The organism is Sinorhizobium terangae (assembly GCF_009601505.1).
In the GTDB taxonomy this organism is placed as follows: Bacteria; Pseudomonadota; Alphaproteobacteria; order Rhizobiales; family Rhizobiaceae; genus Sinorhizobium; species Sinorhizobium terangae.
Genome location: NZ_WITC01000051.1, coordinates 1 through 15941 on the forward strand (window position 1 = coordinate 1; position 15941 = coordinate 15941).

The window sequence follows — 15941 nt, forward strand, 5'->3', positions numbered from 1 at the left end:
CCCTACAAGCAGGCCTATGAGCGCGGCGTCAAGCTGATCGGCGCGACGGCGCATTACGTCACCGCCGATCTCGACGAGGGTCCGATCATCGAGCAGGACATCGCCCGCATCACCCACGCGCAGTCGGCCGAGGACTATGTCTCGATCGGCCGCGACGTCGAGAGCCAGGTGCTCGCCCGCGCCGTGCACGCCCACATCCACCACCGCTGCTTCATCAACGGCAACCGCGTCGTCGTCTTCCCGCCGAGTCCGGGAAGCTACGCGTCAGAGCGGATGGGCTGAGCAACAGGCGAAAATGGTGGCTGAGAAAGGCGTCGATCAGGAACGCGCATCCGGTCGGCATATCTGTCCGGAAAGGGACCATATTTTCGGAGAAAGAATGCAGAGCGTTCTTCGCCGAACTCGAAAAGGTTGAGCGTGGAGTTTTAAGTTCACCTCCCAGTGGGGCCACCTGGCCGCTTTGATCGCAAATGGTCAAGGCGGCCTCTTTAAAGGGGGCGCACGCATTGCTCCCCGAGGCGAGCGCCTAGAGCTTATTCTCGCCATGCCTTCGCTTGCGAGATGTTTCACGCTTTCGATATCGTCGGGGTACGATGAGCCTGCGAGCGTTCCTGATGGATCGGCTCGAATTCTTTCTCGAATTCATGGCCCTTGAACGCGGCGCCCGGCTCGGTTATACCTTCTTCGCGAAAAGGTATAACGACGGGATGTCGCCTATGCTGAAGCCAATCGATCTCATGTACCAGACTATGCTTGCCGAGCTGGGCCAGCGGTCGCTTGACGCTGCATGGACAGCGGACTTCCCTCCAGAGGGCCGCTTCACGCCTGTCACCGTCAAGCAGCGAAAATACTGGTATTTCGACATCCCGGATGGCTCCGGCGGCAGGACACGTCGCTATGTCGGTCCCGCGGACGATCCCGAGATCGCGAAGCGCGTCGAAGAGTTCCAGGTTCAGAAAGACGACCTTCGCGCCCGCCGTCGCATCGTGACGACCCTTACCCGCGAAGGCGGCATGGTCGCGCCGGATCGTATGTCCGGCGACATCGTTGAGGCTCTCGCTGCCGCAGGCCTTTTCCGGCTTCGCGCCGTCCTCGTTGGGACGATCGCCTTCCAGACCTATGCTGGAATCCTGTCAGTGCGCCTTCCCTCGTCCGTGGTTCTCACTGGTGATGTCGACATCGCCCAGGATTTCGCCATCAGCCACGAAGTCCACGACAGCCTGCCGCCGATTGTCGAGTTGCTGCAGTCCATCGATCCGAGCTTCCGGGCTGTCCCGCATCGATCGGGGGCTGCGGCCTCGTCCGCTTTCGTCACCAGCTCCGGATACAGGGTCGAGTTCCTGACCTCAAACCGAGGCAGTGACGACTACACCGACCAACCTGCGAAGATGCCTGCCCTTGGCGGCGCAAGCGCAGACCCGCTTCGATTCCTCGATTTCCTCATCCGGGATCCGGTTCGAACGATGCTGCTCCACAAGTCAGGTGTCCCTGTGACAGTTCCCGAGCCGTCTCGGTACGCTGTCCATAAGCTCATCGTTGCCACGCGCCGGCACAACGACGGCCAGAGCGCGATCAAGAGGGACAAAGACATCAAGCAAGCAGGGCTTCTGTTCGAGGCGCTCCTGCAGACGCGCAGGGCTTCCGACCTGGCGCTCGTTTACAACGAGGCATGGGAACGCGGGCCAGCATGGCAGGAAGGAATTCGAGGAGGGGCCGCCATGCTCACGAACGATGCTAGGGACCGCCTCAGTGACTGCCTCAGGACAGGGGCGATCGAAATCGGTGAAGACATCACCATGCCGTTCTGAGGAATGGAATTAGGAGAAGTGGCGGAATGACGTTCGGACGCTGCGGCACTACATCTTAGGTGTTCCTATTTGGGAGCGGGCACTGCCGAGAGGAGCATCGATAGGATTTGGGGCGGCTTCGATTTAGGCCACAAGGTTTCGCGCCCTGTCCTCGCCTGCTGAACCGGATCGCCTTCAACTGCCTGTGGCGTCAGGTTCTGCCTCCACAAACACTGATCTCGATCGAACGGTTGTGGTTATACGAGACAACACAGGAACCAATCCGGTCTTCGGCATCGAGTTGATCAAATGAGATCAACCAGCCCTTTAACCGCCGAAATCAGCGGCATAACTTCAACGCTCGATCATCCCTGCATTTATGGAGGAAATTGCGGAACTGCAGGGATGAAATTTGGGGGTGAAACCTCGCCGGCATCTGTGGATAGCGTTTGCATTTCGCGCAGTTGGCCAGCGCACCGGCTTGCCCGGATGGGCCGCCACGACTACGAGCAAGCGCATTGGGCGCGGATGATTAAGAGTGGCGGCGTTACTTGATTTTGTTCCGCAGCCGCTGGGTCGCATCGGGAATGGACGATGTTGCGCGTGGTGGTGCCGAAGCTGCTTCATCCTGGACAAACGAAGTGATGTTGTTGAGCAGCATGAGCTCGATTGCGGCGTAGGCGGGATCGCCTGAGAGGTTCAAGGTTTCCCATGGGTCGGTCTGGAGGTCGAACAGCTCTCGTTGGCTTGAACCGCCGCTGGTGTAGAGCGTAAGCTTGAAGCGTTGATCTCGCGCCATGGTTGCTTGCATCGGCGGATCCCAGAAAGTGCCGTTCTCGTTTACACCGGAGTTGCGGTACGCGCAGATTGCACTATTGCGCCGCGCCGCATTCCGCAACGTCATCGCCACGAGATCCTCGCTTTGCGAGCATGATTGCGTTTCGAGCCCTGCGGCTGCGAGGCACGTGGCCGCCACGTCGCGGCCCTGTGCAAGTGCACTGCACCGGGTGCCAGCGGCGATGTGGCCTGGCCAGCGCAGCAAGAGCGGCACTCCGACCGTCGGCTCATAGAGTGCCACTCCCTTGACGAAGAGCCCATGGTCGCCAAGCTGGTCGCCGTGGTCGGACAGGAAGATGACGAGTGTGTCTTCAGTCAAGCCCGCATCGTCCAGCGCGCTTAAGACGCGGCCGACCTGCTCATCGAGGAACGCAATCGAGGCGGCATAACCAGTACGGATTTTGCGGATTTCCTCCGGAGAGAAGTCCGCGAGACGCCCGAGATAGGAACCCTGTTGCTCGCGGACAACGCATTCGGGTTGCGCCGTGCGCGAAACGACCGGATCAGGAATCTTCGCTGCGTTTATTCGATTCCTGAACGTGGACGGGTGGTCCTCGTAGGGATCATGGGGATCGAAAAGGCTCATCAGGCAAAAAAATGGCTGCCGTTCAGCCTTCATCGACTGAATGAACGCGATGGTCCGATCGGCCGCCCACTTGCTCATGTGCAGGGCCTCCGGGTGGTGAAGCTCGCCGCGACCGTTGCGCTGAAGCGCAGCGAGGAAGTCCGGTGCGGTTTCGCGAAGCCAAGCGGTGTAGCCGTTGAACCGGCTTTCCATCGCGACCGACGGTTCCAGGCACCATTCATAGATATCAAAACCGTCATGCGGGTGCCGCTCGTGTTCTTCCTTGAGGCGGCTGCTGACATGGAGTTTGCCAAAAAGCGCGGTGCGGTACCCGGCTTCCCGCCGCAGTCGTTCTGTGAAAAGCACTTCGTCCGGGGGCAGATTGTCGTGTACCCGCTCAACCCCGTGGCCCCGCACGGGCTTGCCCGTAAGAATGCTGGCGCGCGAGGGGGTGCAGATGGGGTTGTCGACGGTGCAGTGCTCAAAGACCGCTCCGGCATCACCCAACCGGTCGAGATTAGGCGTGGGAATCCAGTCGCAGCCATAGACGCCAAGCGTATCCCGGCGTTGCTGGTCCGTCATGATCATCAAAATGTTCGGCGGCGTCATGATACTTACCTCAACAATCACAGCATGATTTCGGGGAGGGCGGCTTTGGCTTTCTCCCGCAGTCCCGACACGATCCCCGGGTCGAGCCAACGATACGGCCGTCGCAACCGGGTGCCGATGTCCGTCCATCCGCCGATCGCCGCCAGCAATTTGTCCAGTGCGGCATTCGAATAGCCGTGCACCTTGGCCAGCGGTGTGATGTGGACTTCGAGGAAAGTGCGTAGGCGTTGCTCCACATCAAGTGCCCGCTCGATGTTGCTGGCCATCGATGCGGTCCAGCGCTGTGCTCCGGATGGATTCAGGCAGGCGACATTCGAGAATGCCCCAACGGCAACGCCCTGTTTGACGCCTGTCGCAAGGTGGTGCCCCGGAACATAGATTCCCCACGCGCCGAGGTGCTGGCGGGCTTGCTCGTACCAGCTCAGATCTCCGTCTGCGAGCTTGACGCCCACGACCTCAGGCACCGGTGTGAGGATCGCGGCCAACTCGGCCGGAGTAAAGACGCGCTTGGCGTGCGGCGGATGGTAGAGGACCAGCGGTATCGAGCCGGCCGCCTCCACGGCCATCCTAAGGAAATCCGTTGCCTCCGTTGTCGTCACCGGCCACCAGTCCGGCAGGATGACCTGGATTGCCTCGGGCTCGAGTCTTGCCGCCCGGCGCACGCGTTCCAGGGAGATCCGGGGATCGGCCTGGCAGGCACCGATAATGAAAGGCATCGCCGCGCGCTTGCAGCGACCAGCCAGCAGCAGCTGAATGGCGTCGAACTCCTCCTCTGTCTGATTGTGGAATTCACCCGCAGTGCCGTTGGAGTAGATGCCGTCCACGCCAGTTGCGATCAGGTGATCAATTTCGTCGGCGAGGCGCGCGAAATCGATCGAATCGTCGTCGCTGATCGGCAAGATGAGCGTCGCCCAATTTCCGCGAATGCGGCCCCAGCGACCATCCCGTCGTGCGAACTTTGCGGCTGCCACACTTTACCTCCTTTGCGGCCTCGGATTCACCTGAGCTTCAGGTTTGCCGGCGGCTGAATCCATTAGCTGTTCATTTATAGACTTGCAAGATATCCTACAAGTCGATATACCTCAACCTTGTTGGAAGCTTTATGCGCAAGGAGTGATGCTTGGCAAAGCCGATAAAGCCATTGGCGCGTCCGCCGCTTCTTCACGTCAGCGTGCAGGAGAGCCTGCGCAGCTATATCGAGGACAATAATCTCGCGGCTGGGGCCGCCCTGCCGCCGGAGACTTTCCTCGCGCAACAATTGGGCGTCGGGCGCAACTCCGTGCGCGAGGCGATCAAGGCGCTGGAATCGGTTGGCATCCTCGAGACGCGGCGCGGCATCGGGGTATTCGTCAAGGAATTCTCGTTTGCGCCATTGCTGGACAATCTTGCCTATGGCCTGCAGGCTTCGCTGCGCGACGTCGAGGAATTGCAAGAGATCCGTCGCGTATTGGAAACGGGACTTATCGACAGAACCATCGAGGTGATCGGCGAGGAGGATATTGCCGAGCTTCGGAATGTTGCCGATCGCATGCGCGAGCGCGCGGAGCGCGGCGAAAGCTTTGCCGAAGAAGACCAGCAATTTCACCAGCTTCTGTTCCGCTGCCAGAACAACAAGATGCTGAGCACGCTGATCGATATCTTCTGGTCTGCCTTTTACAAGGCTTCCGGCATCGCAAATCTGACTAATCCGACGCCTCTGGCCACGTGGCGCGATCACCACGAGATCGTCGAAGCCGTCGCGGCCAGAGATGTCGAGGCCGCCCGCAGGCGCCTCAGTGACCACTATTCTGGAATCAAGAGGGTTATCGCGATGAACCGACCCGAGGAGGTCGAGCCGGTCCAGCAATAAACCGTATAAAGGAGGAGGAGAGCATGCATCGACGGAATTTCGGCCGCCTTCTGGCGGCGGCAGCCTTTGCTTTTGCCAGCGCTACCGCGATGGTATCCACGCCGGTTCTGGCGCAGGAGGGGAAGACCATCGTCGGTGGGTTCGATGTGGGGCCGGGCGGATTCCCGGGCAACTTCAATCCGCTGACGGCCACCGCCGGCTTTACCTGGCTCAATACATATTTCGAGCCGCTGGTCATCTACACATCCGATCTGTCAAAGCTCGAAGGCGCGCTCGCGTCCGACTTCGCCGTCAGTGAAGACAGTCTTTCCTACACCTTCAAGCTCGTCGATACGAAATGGCATGACGGCGAGCCGTTCACCTCGGCGGATGTCAAGTTCACATTGGAATTCGCCAAGAACGCCGACAGCGGCAGTATTTTCGCCGCGCGGCTCGCCGACATCGCGTCGATCGAGACTCCTGACGAACACACGGCGGTCGTCAAGCTCTCCAAGCCCAACTCGGCCTTCCTGTCCGTTCTGTCGCAGGTGATGATGCTGCCGGAGCACGCCCTGTCGAAGATCGACATCAAGGAAGCCGCCAAGAGCCCGTGGTGGTCGACAAAACCTGTCGGCACCGGTCCGTTCAAGTTCGTGAAGTATGTAAGCGATCAGTATGTCGAAATGGCTGCCTATGACGGCTATCGGGGCGGCAAGCCGAAGGTCGATCGCCTGATCAATCGGTATTTTGCCAATGCAGCTGCGGCCGTCTCGGCACTTTCTGCGGGAGAGATCCAGTTCACCTTCGCCGAGCCCGATGACGCCAAGACTTTCAAAGGCAAGGACGACTTCCGGATCATCGAGGGCGACTCCTATGTGGTGAACTACATCGGCTTCAATCACAAGGCTGGAATCTGGAACGACCTTCGCGTGCGTCAGGCGGTCATGCACGCCATCGATCGAAACGCGATCATCTCGAGCTTGTTTGGCGGAGCGGCAAAGCTCGCCAACTGCGGCTACGTCGTGCCGCGGCTCGTTCCGAACGGCCTTGACGACTATGCCTACGATCCGCAGAAGGCGAAGGAACTGCTCGATGAGGCGGGCTGGGACGACATCAACGGCGACAAGGCGATCCCGTGGCTTACCTACTATAATACGCCGCAGGTCGCCAACGTCATGGCGGCAATCCAGGCCATGCTCGCGCAGGTTGGCATCAACGTGGTCCCGCGCGCCCTCGACGTCCCTAGCTACAACGGCATCGTCCGTAGCGAAAAGTGGCAGGAGTTCCCGCTGGTCTACGCGGGCCTGCAGAACGGCCCCAACCCGGCGTCGCTCAACATCGGGCTCAACGCCGCTCAGATCCCGCCTGCCGGCAACAACATCATGCGTGTCGAGATGCCTCAACTCACCGATGCATTGAACACGGCGATGGCGGAGACTGATCCGGCCAAGGCCGACGCCAAGTGGCAACAGGTCTGCAAGGAAATGAACGCTGAGCTTCCCTGGAGCCCGATGTGGGTCGCGAGCCGTTACGGGGTCGTGTCCAGCAAGCTCAAGGACTTCTTCTGGACGCCCGCTCCGGCCGGCGGTCCATTCGTCTCCCACCCGGAGAAGTGGGATATCGCTCCATAATGGGGGGCGGGGCCAAGGGGCGGTCGAACGATCAAGTCCGGCCGCATCCCCTGCTGCATGTTTTCTCAAATCGTCGCCGATTTAAGGATGAAAAACATGCAGCAATTCAAAGTGCTACAGCGTCATGCGCGTCTGATAAGACGCGCGGCGCTGTAGGGACCTGTTGGTGAAACATGCTGCAATATGTCCTCCGCCGCACCGTCGTCGGCCTGCTCATGCTCTTGGCCCTGACCGTCCTCATCTTCACGCTGCTGCGGCTCACGCCCGGCGACCCCATCGATGCCTACATCAACCCGTCGGTCCCGATGTCAGCCGCCGACCTTGTGGCGCTGCGCACGCGCCTCGGCCTCGATCAGCCGCTGCCGGTGCAGTATTTCGCCTGGCTTGGTGCGGCCGTGACCGGAGATTTCGGCTATTCCATCCAGCGCGGCGGCGAACCGGTGCTGCCACTCGTCCTCGGCCGCATCGGGCCGACGATCCTCTTGATGTTCAGCGGGCTTGCCATCTCCGTCGCCGTGGGGATAGCAGCCGGCATCCTTGCCGCCGTCCGCCGCAACCAGCTCGCCGATCTCTCGCTGTCGACGGCGGCCTTCGTCGGCATCTCGAGCCCGGCCTTCCTGACGGCCCTTTTGGGACTTTATGTGTTTGCGGTCGTCTTGCGGTGGGTGCCGGCCGGCGGCATGCTGACACCGGGCGCTCCCTTCTCCGTCGGCGACTTGCTGGCGCACCTGATCCTGCCGGCCGCTCTGTTGTCTATTGGCCATGGTGCGCTGATCATGCGCTACATGCGCTCCTCGCTGCTCGAGGTGCTGTCGCAGGATTACGTGCGGACGGCGCGCGCCAAGGGCGTTCGCGAGTTCTGGGTCATCGTCAAACATGCCGTGCGCAATGCACTGCTGCCGGTGATCACGGTGATTGGATCCACGATCGGTATCGCCATCGGGGGCGCCATCTTCATAGAGAGCGTGTTTGACTGGCCGGGAATGGGCCTGTTGATGATCAACGCCGTGGTCCGGCGCGACTATCCGGTCATCATGTGTGCGACGCTGCTCACCGGCGCCTGCGTCATTCTCGTCAACCTCTTGACCGACATCGCCTATGCCGCTGTCGATCCGCGTATCAAGGTGGCGTAAGATGACCAGTCTGACGAAGACGCGTTCGGCCGGCCCCATTCGCCGCGCGATGTCGCGCTTTCTCGACAACGGTGCGGCCGTGGCCGGTGCGGCCATCCTGATTCCGATCCTGATGCTCACCCTTACCTATGATCTGTGGTGGCCCTACAAACCCAACGACATCGATCTCCTGGCGATGAACCAGGGGCCGTCGTCGGCCCACTGGCTCGGAAGTGACGGCGTGGGGCGGGATATCATGGCGCGGCTCATGCAGGGCGGCCGGATCTCGCTGCTCGTGGCCACAGCGTCAATGGTGATTTCCACGTTCATCGGCTTCCTCATCGGCGCCGTCGCAGGCTTCGGAGGGCGCTTCGTCGACGGAGCTACGATGCGCTTCGTGGACCTTGCCATGACCTTGCCGCCGATCATTTTCCTCCTGGTCCTCGCCTCGATCGTCGGGAGCGGCGTCATGCCGACGATCCTCGTGATTTCACTGCTGTCGTGGCCGGTGCTCTCGCGCATGGTCCGGGCCCGGTTGTTGGAACTGCGCGAGCGTGATTTCGTCGTGGCGTCGCGCGGTATGGGCGCGGGCCTCAGGCACCTGCTGGTTCGGCACGCCCTGCCCAATACGATCGATATCCTCGTGGTCTATGCCACGCTGCAGGTGGCGAACGGTATTCTGCTGGAGGCAGGCCTCTCATTCCTCGGCCTCGGCGTCACGCCACCGGAGGCGAGCTGGGGCAACATGCTGAACGCCGCCCGCGCGACGCATGTCCTCGAAAATTACCCCTGGCAATGGATGTTCCCCGGCGCGGCACTCGTCGTCACCGTGCTTGCCATCAACTTCGTGGGCGATGGGCTTCGTGATGCCTTCGACCCGCGCTCCGAACTCAAGTGAAAGGTCTGCAATGCCCCTCTTTACTGGCGTCATCCCTCCTGTCGTCACCCCGCTCACCACGAGCTTCGAAGTGGATTATCCTTCGTTCACGCGTGTCATCGACCATCTCATCGACGGTGGCGTGCACGGCCTGTTCGTGCTCGGCTCGACCAGCGAGGTCGTGTTCCATGACGAAGCCACAAGGCGGCGCATCATCGAACATGCGGTCGAGCGGGTGCGCGGTCGCGTGCCGATCCTGGTCGGAGTAATCGACCCCACAACAGAGCGCGTGATTGCTCACGCACGGGCGGCGCAGTCGGCAGGTGCCGACGCGGTCGTCGTGACCGCCCCATTCTACACGCGCACCAATCAGTCCGAGACCATCGACCACTTCCGCTACATCCGGGAGGCGGTCGAGATACCGGTGATCGCCTACGACATTCCGGTCTGCGTCGGCACGAAGCTCGAGCGGAAAACCACCGTTACGCTCGCGCGCGAAGGCACCGTTGTCGGTCTCAAGGATTCAAGCGGTGACGACGGCAATCTTCGGTATGTCATGGCAGACACTGCCGATCTTTCCGACTTCTTCGTCATGACCGGATCCGAAATTGTCGCCGATAGCGTCGTGAACATGGGCGCGCATGGCATCGTGCCGGGCCTCGGCAACGTCGATCCGCACGGCTATGTGCGCCTGTGGAATTTGTGCCAGGCGGGCGATTTCACGGCCGCACGCCAGGAACAGGAGAGGCTTTGTCGGCTTTTCGAAATGGTCTGGGTCAGCCTGCCGCGAACCAGCGCCGGCTCCGCCGGTGTCGGTGCCTTCAAGACCGCCATGCGCCGGCTCGGAGTTATCGACACCAACATCATGGCCCGTCCGCAACGATCCTTGAATGACGAAGAGGCAGCGATCATCGATCGCATCCTGCGTCAAACCGGCCTCCTGGACTGATGATGAGTGTGGCGCCGATCCTCGAAATTTCCGGACTGACCACGGTTTTTCGGATTGCCGATCGCGAGATCGTCGCCGTGCGCGACCTCAATCTCACCGTGGCGACGGGGGAAACCGTGGCATTGGTCGGCGAGTCCGGCTCTGGAAAGTCGGTGACGAGCCTGTCGATCATGGGTCTCCTACCGCGCGGAGTCGGCCGTATCGCCGCGGGAACGCTTCGCCTTAGACGCAAGACGGGTGAGGTCGTCGAACTTCAGAGCATCGGCGGCGAGGCGTTGCGTCGGGTGCGCGGCAACGATATCGGCATGGTCTTTCAGGAGCCACTGACCAGCCTCAATCCGGTCTATACTGTCGGTGAGCAGATTGCCGAGCCGATCCGCATTCACTCGGGCAAGTCCCGCCGGGAGGCCCTTGCCGATGCCATCCAGCGGCTGGAGGATGTCGGCATTCCCGATCCGCGCCGGCGTGCCGGGCAATATCCGCACGAATTGTCGGGCGGCATGCGGCAGCGGGCAACGATCGCCATGGCCTTGGCATGCAACCCGACGCTGCTGATCGCCGACGAGCCTACAACTGCCCTCGATGTCACCATCCAGGCGCAGATCCTCGACTTGCTCGGCCATCTGCAACGGGAACGCGGCATGGGCATGTTGTTCGTCACCCATAACCTCGGGGTCGTGGCCGAGATCGCCGATCGCGTGGCAGTCATGTACGCCGGCTCGGTCGTCGAGACCGGTAGCGTGGCGCGGGTCTTCGGCCATCCGCGCCATCCCTACACCAAGGGGCTGATGCGCTCTGTGCCGCGGCTTGGAACAGCAACGCGTCTAAAGGAGGCGGGTACGCCGCTGCCGACCATCGCCGGATCGGTTCCAAGTCTCATGAACCTGCCCGAAGGCTGTCCGTTCGCGCCGCGCTGCCCCTTTCGGATCGACGCCTGCTCCGCGGCTTACCCGCCGCTCGTCGAAACCGGCGAGGGCCAGTTCAGTCGCTGCATTCGCTGGCAGGAGATCTGAACGATGTCAGATGAATTGCTCCTTGAGGTCAGCGGGCTGACCAAGGATTTCGCCCCGGTGGCATTCGGGCGCGGACCGGTCGTCCGCGCCGTCCAGGACGTCTCGTTCAACATCAGGCGCGGGGAGGTTGTTGGCCTCGTCGGCGAGTCGGGCAGCGGCAAGACCACCATCGGCCGCATGGTCGCGCAGTTGGTCCCGCCGACCTCCGGCAGCATTCGTTTCGATGGTGTCGAAACGACGAGCCTTAGCCGCCGCGAACTTCGCCGCCTGCATGCGCGCGTTCAGTATATCTTCCAGGATCCCTTTGCGAGCCTCTCGCCGCGCATGACCATCGGTGAAATTCTCACCGAAGGGCTGGATATTCAGCGTATCGGCAGAAAGTCCGAGCGGATCGCGAAGGCCGCCAAGGCTCTCGCATCGGTGGACCTGCCGCCCGATGCGATCTCCCGCTATCCGCACGAGTTTTCCGGCGGGCAGCGCCAGAGGATCGGCATTGCACGGGCGTTGACGCTGGGGCCTGATCTGCTTGTCGCCGACGAACCGGTCTCGGCGCTCGATGTCTCCATCCAGGCGCAGATCGTCAACCTGCTGCGTGACCTGCAGGTGCGCCTCGGCCTTACCATGCTGTTCATCGCGCATGATCTTGCGGTGGTCGAATACGTCGCCGATACCGTCATCGTCCTCTATCTCGGGCGGATCATGGAAATGGCGCCCAGCCGGAAGCTCTATGCCAGCCCGCAGCATCCCTATACGCGTGCGCTTCTCTCGGCCGCTCCTTCGCCCGATCCTTTGCAACGCCCCAACCGGCAGATCCTCAAGGGTGACATACCAAGCCCGGCTAATCCCCCCAGCGGCTGCGTCTTTCGCACCCGCTGCCCGGTCGCGATCGAGGCGTGCGCCAGCATAGTGCCGACCCTGCGAGAAACGGCGAAAGGACACTTCAAGGCCTGCACCCGTGACGACCTCGACTGATCCGAAGGAATAGGGAAGCATCTCAACCATGGAGAACCTGCTCTTCATCGGCGTCGATCAGCTTCGATGGGACTGCCTTGGGCCGCACAGACGGTTCCAGTGGAGACGCCGAACCTGGATCGGTTGATCGAGAATGGCGTGAGCTTCGATCGGGCCCATTGCACCTCGCCGCTCTGTACTCCGTCGCGCGCCTCGATGCTCACCGGCGATTACGCCTTCCCCCACGGCATGAGCACGGCACCAATTGCGATATGTATCATGCGCTCGCCCGTGAATTGGCGCGGCTGGAGCGGTTAATGCACAATGATCTTCGTCGCGCCGTCTTTCGCTGCGGCTTTGTCGGCAAATGGCACGTAGGCGTTGAGAAAGGTCCGGGTGACTACGGTTTCGAGGGCAACGCGCCGGCCGGCTACGGCAACATCGTCAAGACCAAGGCATTTAAGGACTATCTCTCGTCGAACAATCTGAGCTACCGCATCGAACCGGAGCTCTACTTCAACCCCGACCAGCAGACCATGGCGGCCAGCCGATGGTCAGGCCCGCAGGCGTCGACGCCCTGCTATTTCCTGACCGATCAGATCATCGGCATGCTGCAGGATCTGGCAGGTGGAAGCGATCCCTTCTTCGCCACCGTGCAATATTGGGATCCGCATGGGCCACACCTGATCTCGGACGAATTCTATGGTGTCACCGACCGTACGAAGATTGCGCCCTGGAGCAATTTCTCGGACGATCTCTCAGCAAGCCGCGGCGCGTTAAGCGCGAGCGATGATTTCTATCGCAACCACCCGAGAACCAAGGAGGAGCTCGTCGGGTATATCGGCTACTATTGCGACCTTATGACCATGCTCGACCATGAGATTGGCCGGCTGCTCGACTACGTTGACCGAAGTGGTCTGGCCAAGGATACGCTTGTGGTGTTCACGTCGGACCGTGGCGATATGACCGGCGCGCATGGCATGGCGGGCTCATCGATAAAGGTTTGCCCTATAACGGGGCCATGCGGGTGCCCCTGGTCTTCAGCCATCCATCGTTGCAAAGCGGCAGGCGGGACGGCCTGGTACTCAATATGGACATCCTGCCGACGGCCCTGTCGTTGCTCGGCGTCAGTTACGCGCCTCGGCAGGCGGAGGACTTGTCTGCGCAGGTACTTGGGAAAAGCCAGCAGGCAGGGACTATCTGCTCGCCGAGTATCACGGCCTGCTTTTCCCCTATTCCCAGCGCATCCTCGTGTCGCACGACAACTTCAAATATATCTTCTCGCCCGGTGATATGGATTAACTCTACGATCTCGACAGCGATCCGGGTGAGATGCGCAACCTCGCAGCCGAGGCCGACTGCGCCGAGTTACTCTCACGCATGCGATCCGCACTGATCGACGAGGCGGCGAAATACCAAAATCCGCTCCGCGATTGCGTAGCGAAATTCAATGGTGAGTGGCGGACGCATTCAGGCCAGTTCGATGTCACCAGCGCCAATCCGACCGAAACCGCTCTCCGTGGCGGGCAACTGAACTCCCCGGATTGAGCTGGCGAGAGGCATGACCGGGTGCTCCACATGTTCGTGCCAGGAAAATGACCCAAGGAAAGTGGGGCTCCTTGGCCGCCGTGATCGAAAATGGTCAAGGCGGTCTTTTTTGTGGAAAGGTCGCTTGCGTCTTCGCGCCTGCCAAAGATTTGCCAGGATGCGCCATTTGTGGAATATGCCGGCCGAAGCCCATATCGCAGACCATCGACGCGAGGCAAGACGTGAAGCTCATCGAGCAACATTTCAGAGTGACTGCGGCGCTAATTGTTCGCGAAATGTCGACGCGCTACGGTTCGAAGCCGGGTGGCTATCTCTGGGCGATCTTCGACCCGGTAGCGCATGTCGCGATGATGACCGTGATCTTTCAGGCGATCGCCCGCATGCCGGCGCTGGGTCTGAGCTTTCCGCTATTCTTCGCGAGCGGTTATCTCCCTTTCACGTTTTATCAGCGCATGTCCTCGTTCATGGCCGGCACGATGAAGGCGAACAAGGCGCTGCTCTCCTATCCTGTCGTCTCACCCTTTGATGCAATAGTCTCACGTTTCATTCTGCAGTTCATGACCGATGCACTTGTGACCCTCGTTATCTTATTCATGATCGTGGAGCTTAGCGGCGTTACCCAACCGATGGACACGGCCGGCATGGCTGGGGCAGCGGGTGCGGCGGCTATGCTTGGGCTTGGCATCGGCACAATAAATATCGTTATGTTCGCCCGCTTCCCACTTTACGAGCAGATTTTTGGCATTGTGAACCGCCCGCTGTTCATGATCTCCGGCGTCTTCTTTCTGCCAGAATCGCTGCCGAATCCCTTTCGCGATTTCATGCTCTACAATCCCTTGGTGCACATCATTATGTGGTTCCGTAGCGGCGTTTACCCGGAATACCGCGCCGACGGCTTGGATAAGGGGTATGTAATCGAAATCGCACTCGTGTGCTTTGTGTTGGGACTGACCTTATTGACCTCCTCTATGAGGGAGATCCGCGAGGACCGGCTTTAGTGCCTAAGAACAGCGCGGAATCAGTCTAAGTCGCGAGCTTCGGCGTGGCAGATGGAAGGTTTTCGCCGTTGCGCCGCAATCAACAGAGGAACGAGTTTGTCAGCCCCTACTATCTTTTTATTTGGCTTCAGCAGGTGGAAAACGTTCATGCATGACTGGTTTCCGCAACATGAGCTGAGGTTTGCCGGCGCGAAACAATGGCCACTTGAGTTCGAGCTGTACTGGAAGCGGCAGCTTCTTAAATGTCCTGGCGCCAAAGTGCTTGCATGGCAATATAAGGGTCCAGCCAACCTCAAGGAATTCTGCGCGTATCACGCCATTCCGTTCCACTATGTCGAGGATGGGTTTCTTCGGTCGGTGGCGCTCGGGGCCTTGCATACGCCGCCCCTTTCCCTGACATTCGACGCGCGCGACATGTACTTCAACGCCGCGAGCCCAAGCGAATTGGAGGAGATTCTTAGCACCTACGATTTTGAGGGCGATCAGGCTTTGATGGAGAGAGCAAGAGTCACCCGAAAACGGCTGGTTTCCAGCAGACTTAGCAAATATAACTCTGGCCGTTCACTCGACATCATCTCCGTCTACGGGGAAAAAACGCGGAAGCGCATCCTTGTCGTAGGCCAGGTGGAGCGCGACGCATCGATCGCTTACGGCTGCTCGAAGAAGGTCACAAACAATGACCTAGTAAGCTTGGCCAGATTGGAAAATCCGCAGGCGCAAGTAATCTACAAGCCGCATCCCGAAGTCCTGAAGGGTACTGCGGCAGCGGAATCGAATCCGGAACGTGTCCGTGATATTGCGATGATCCTCGATGAGGATATCAGCCTCGCTGATGCGCTTGAGACGGTTGACCATGTCTACACCATTACGTCGCTGTCGGGATTTGAGGCGTTGCTCCGTGGCATCAAAGTAACGACGATCGGTTGCCCCTTTTACTCCGGCTGGGGGCTGACGGACGATCGGCAGCCCAATCCGCGCCGCGGTAGAAAATTGACGATCGATCAAGTGTTTGCCGCCTCATACATCCTTTATCCACGATACCTCGATCCCGTCACTAAGATGCCAATTGAGATCGAGCAGGCCTTGGATGTTCTTGCAAGGATGCGCTCGGAACAAATGGGTTCATAAACGTTGTCATCACCGCGAATCTATCTTGTGAAATGCACGAACATCGGTCGCTTTGTCCTTGACTTTGCATTCGGCGGTCAGATCCCACAGATTGCCGTGCAGAATCAT

Annotated in this window: 15 protein-coding genes and 1 pseudogene; 14 read left to right on the forward strand and 2 right to left on the reverse strand. The window is 60.3% G+C overall.

Annotated elements, in window-relative coordinates:
* Positions 1 to 282: formyltransferase family protein (locus GHK62_RS13315; RefSeq protein WP_272950338.1), on the forward strand; the 282-nt coding region annotated here is incomplete at its 5' end.
* Positions 283 to 719: 437 nt separating this feature from the next.
* On the forward strand, positions 720 to 1808 hold the full coding sequence (locus GHK62_RS13320; RefSeq protein ID WP_167528235.1) for a nucleotidyltransferase family protein: 1089 nt from the start codon (positions 720 to 722) through the stop codon (positions 1806 to 1808).
* A 526-nt stretch (positions 1809 to 2334) separates the two neighbouring features.
* Here GHK62_RS13320 and GHK62_RS13325 read toward each other — a convergent pair.
* Both GHK62_RS13325 and GHK62_RS13330 read right to left on the reverse strand, forming a co-directional pair.
* The gene (locus GHK62_RS13325; RefSeq protein WP_167528232.1) at positions 2335 to 3798 is read right to left on the reverse strand and encodes a sulfatase family protein; all 1464 of its coding nucleotides are present in this window, start codon (positions 3796 to 3798) and stop codon (positions 2335 to 2337) included.
* 17 nt (positions 3799 to 3815) lie between these two features.
* Positions 3816 to 4724: a dihydrodipicolinate synthase family protein gene (locus GHK62_RS13330; protein WP_184108493.1), complete on the reverse strand. Its 909-nt coding sequence runs from the start codon at positions 4722 to 4724 to the stop codon at positions 3816 to 3818.
* A 194-nt stretch (positions 4725 to 4918) separates the two neighbouring features.
* Here GHK62_RS13330 and GHK62_RS13335 point away from each other — a divergent pair, with 194 nt between their 5' ends.
* The 12 genes and pseudogenes from GHK62_RS13335 (at position 4919) to GHK62_RS13390 (ending at position 15833) form a co-directional block, all read left to right on the forward strand.
* On the forward strand, positions 4919 to 5647 hold the full coding sequence (locus tag GHK62_RS13335; protein WP_153439665.1) for a FadR/GntR family transcriptional regulator: 729 nt from the start codon (positions 4919 to 4921) through the stop codon (positions 5645 to 5647).
* A 23-nt stretch (positions 5648 to 5670) separates the two neighbouring features.
* A complete protein-coding gene (locus tag GHK62_RS13340; RefSeq protein WP_153439666.1) occupies positions 5671 to 7257 on the forward strand; it encodes an ABC transporter substrate-binding protein in 1587 nt (528 codons plus the stop codon).
* 173 nt (positions 7258 to 7430) lie between these two features.
* The gene (locus GHK62_RS13345; protein ID WP_153439667.1) at positions 7431 to 8390 is read left to right on the forward strand and encodes an ABC transporter permease; all 960 of its coding nucleotides are present in this window, start codon (positions 7431 to 7433) and stop codon (positions 8388 to 8390) included.
* On the forward strand, positions 8356 to 9267 hold the full coding sequence (locus GHK62_RS13350) for an ABC transporter permease (RefSeq protein ID WP_184108456.1): 912 nt from the start codon (positions 8356 to 8358) through the stop codon (positions 9265 to 9267). Before GHK62_RS13345 ends, GHK62_RS13350 begins: the two co-directional genes overlap by 35 nt.
* 10 nt (positions 9268 to 9277) lie before the next feature.
* The gene (locus GHK62_RS13355; RefSeq protein WP_153439669.1) at positions 9278 to 10195 is read left to right on the forward strand and encodes a dihydrodipicolinate synthase family protein; all 918 of its coding nucleotides are present in this window, start codon (positions 9278 to 9280) and stop codon (positions 10193 to 10195) included.
* Positions 10196 to 10197: 2 nt separating this feature from the next.
* A complete protein-coding gene (locus GHK62_RS13360; protein ID WP_153439670.1) occupies positions 10198 to 11208 on the forward strand; it encodes an ABC transporter ATP-binding protein in 1011 nt (336 codons plus the stop codon).
* Positions 11209 to 11211: 3 nt separating this feature from the next.
* On the forward strand, positions 11212 to 12180 hold the full coding sequence (locus GHK62_RS13365; RefSeq protein ID WP_153439671.1) for an ABC transporter ATP-binding protein: 969 nt from the start codon (positions 11212 to 11214) through the stop codon (positions 12178 to 12180).
* A 66-nt stretch (positions 12181 to 12246) separates the two neighbouring features.
* Positions 12247 to 12399, forward strand: a pseudogene (locus tag GHK62_RS34840) (sulfatase-like hydrolase/transferase); the annotation flags it as partial.
* Positions 12339 to 13451, forward strand: coding sequence for a sulfatase-like hydrolase/transferase (locus GHK62_RS13375; RefSeq protein ID WP_268833744.1), 1113 nt, complete (start codon positions 12339 to 12341; stop codon positions 13449 to 13451). The pseudogene GHK62_RS34840 and the gene GHK62_RS13375, both read left to right, overlap by 61 nt.
* 40 nt (positions 13452 to 13491) lie before the next feature.
* Complete coding sequence (locus GHK62_RS13380; RefSeq protein WP_153439674.1) at positions 13492 to 13707, forward strand: hypothetical protein; 216 nt, start codon at positions 13492 to 13494, stop codon at positions 13705 to 13707.
* Between the two features lie 221 nt (positions 13708 to 13928).
* Entirely contained in the window at positions 13929 to 14705 is a 777-nt protein-coding gene (locus tag GHK62_RS13385) for an ABC transporter permease (RefSeq protein WP_184108492.1), read from the forward strand.
* Positions 14706 to 14801: 96 nt separating this feature from the next.
* Positions 14802 to 15833, forward strand: coding sequence for a capsular polysaccharide export protein, LipB/KpsS family (locus GHK62_RS13390; protein WP_153439688.1), 1032 nt, complete (start codon positions 14802 to 14804; stop codon positions 15831 to 15833).
* The last annotated feature ends 108 nt before the right edge of the window (positions 15834 to 15941 follow it).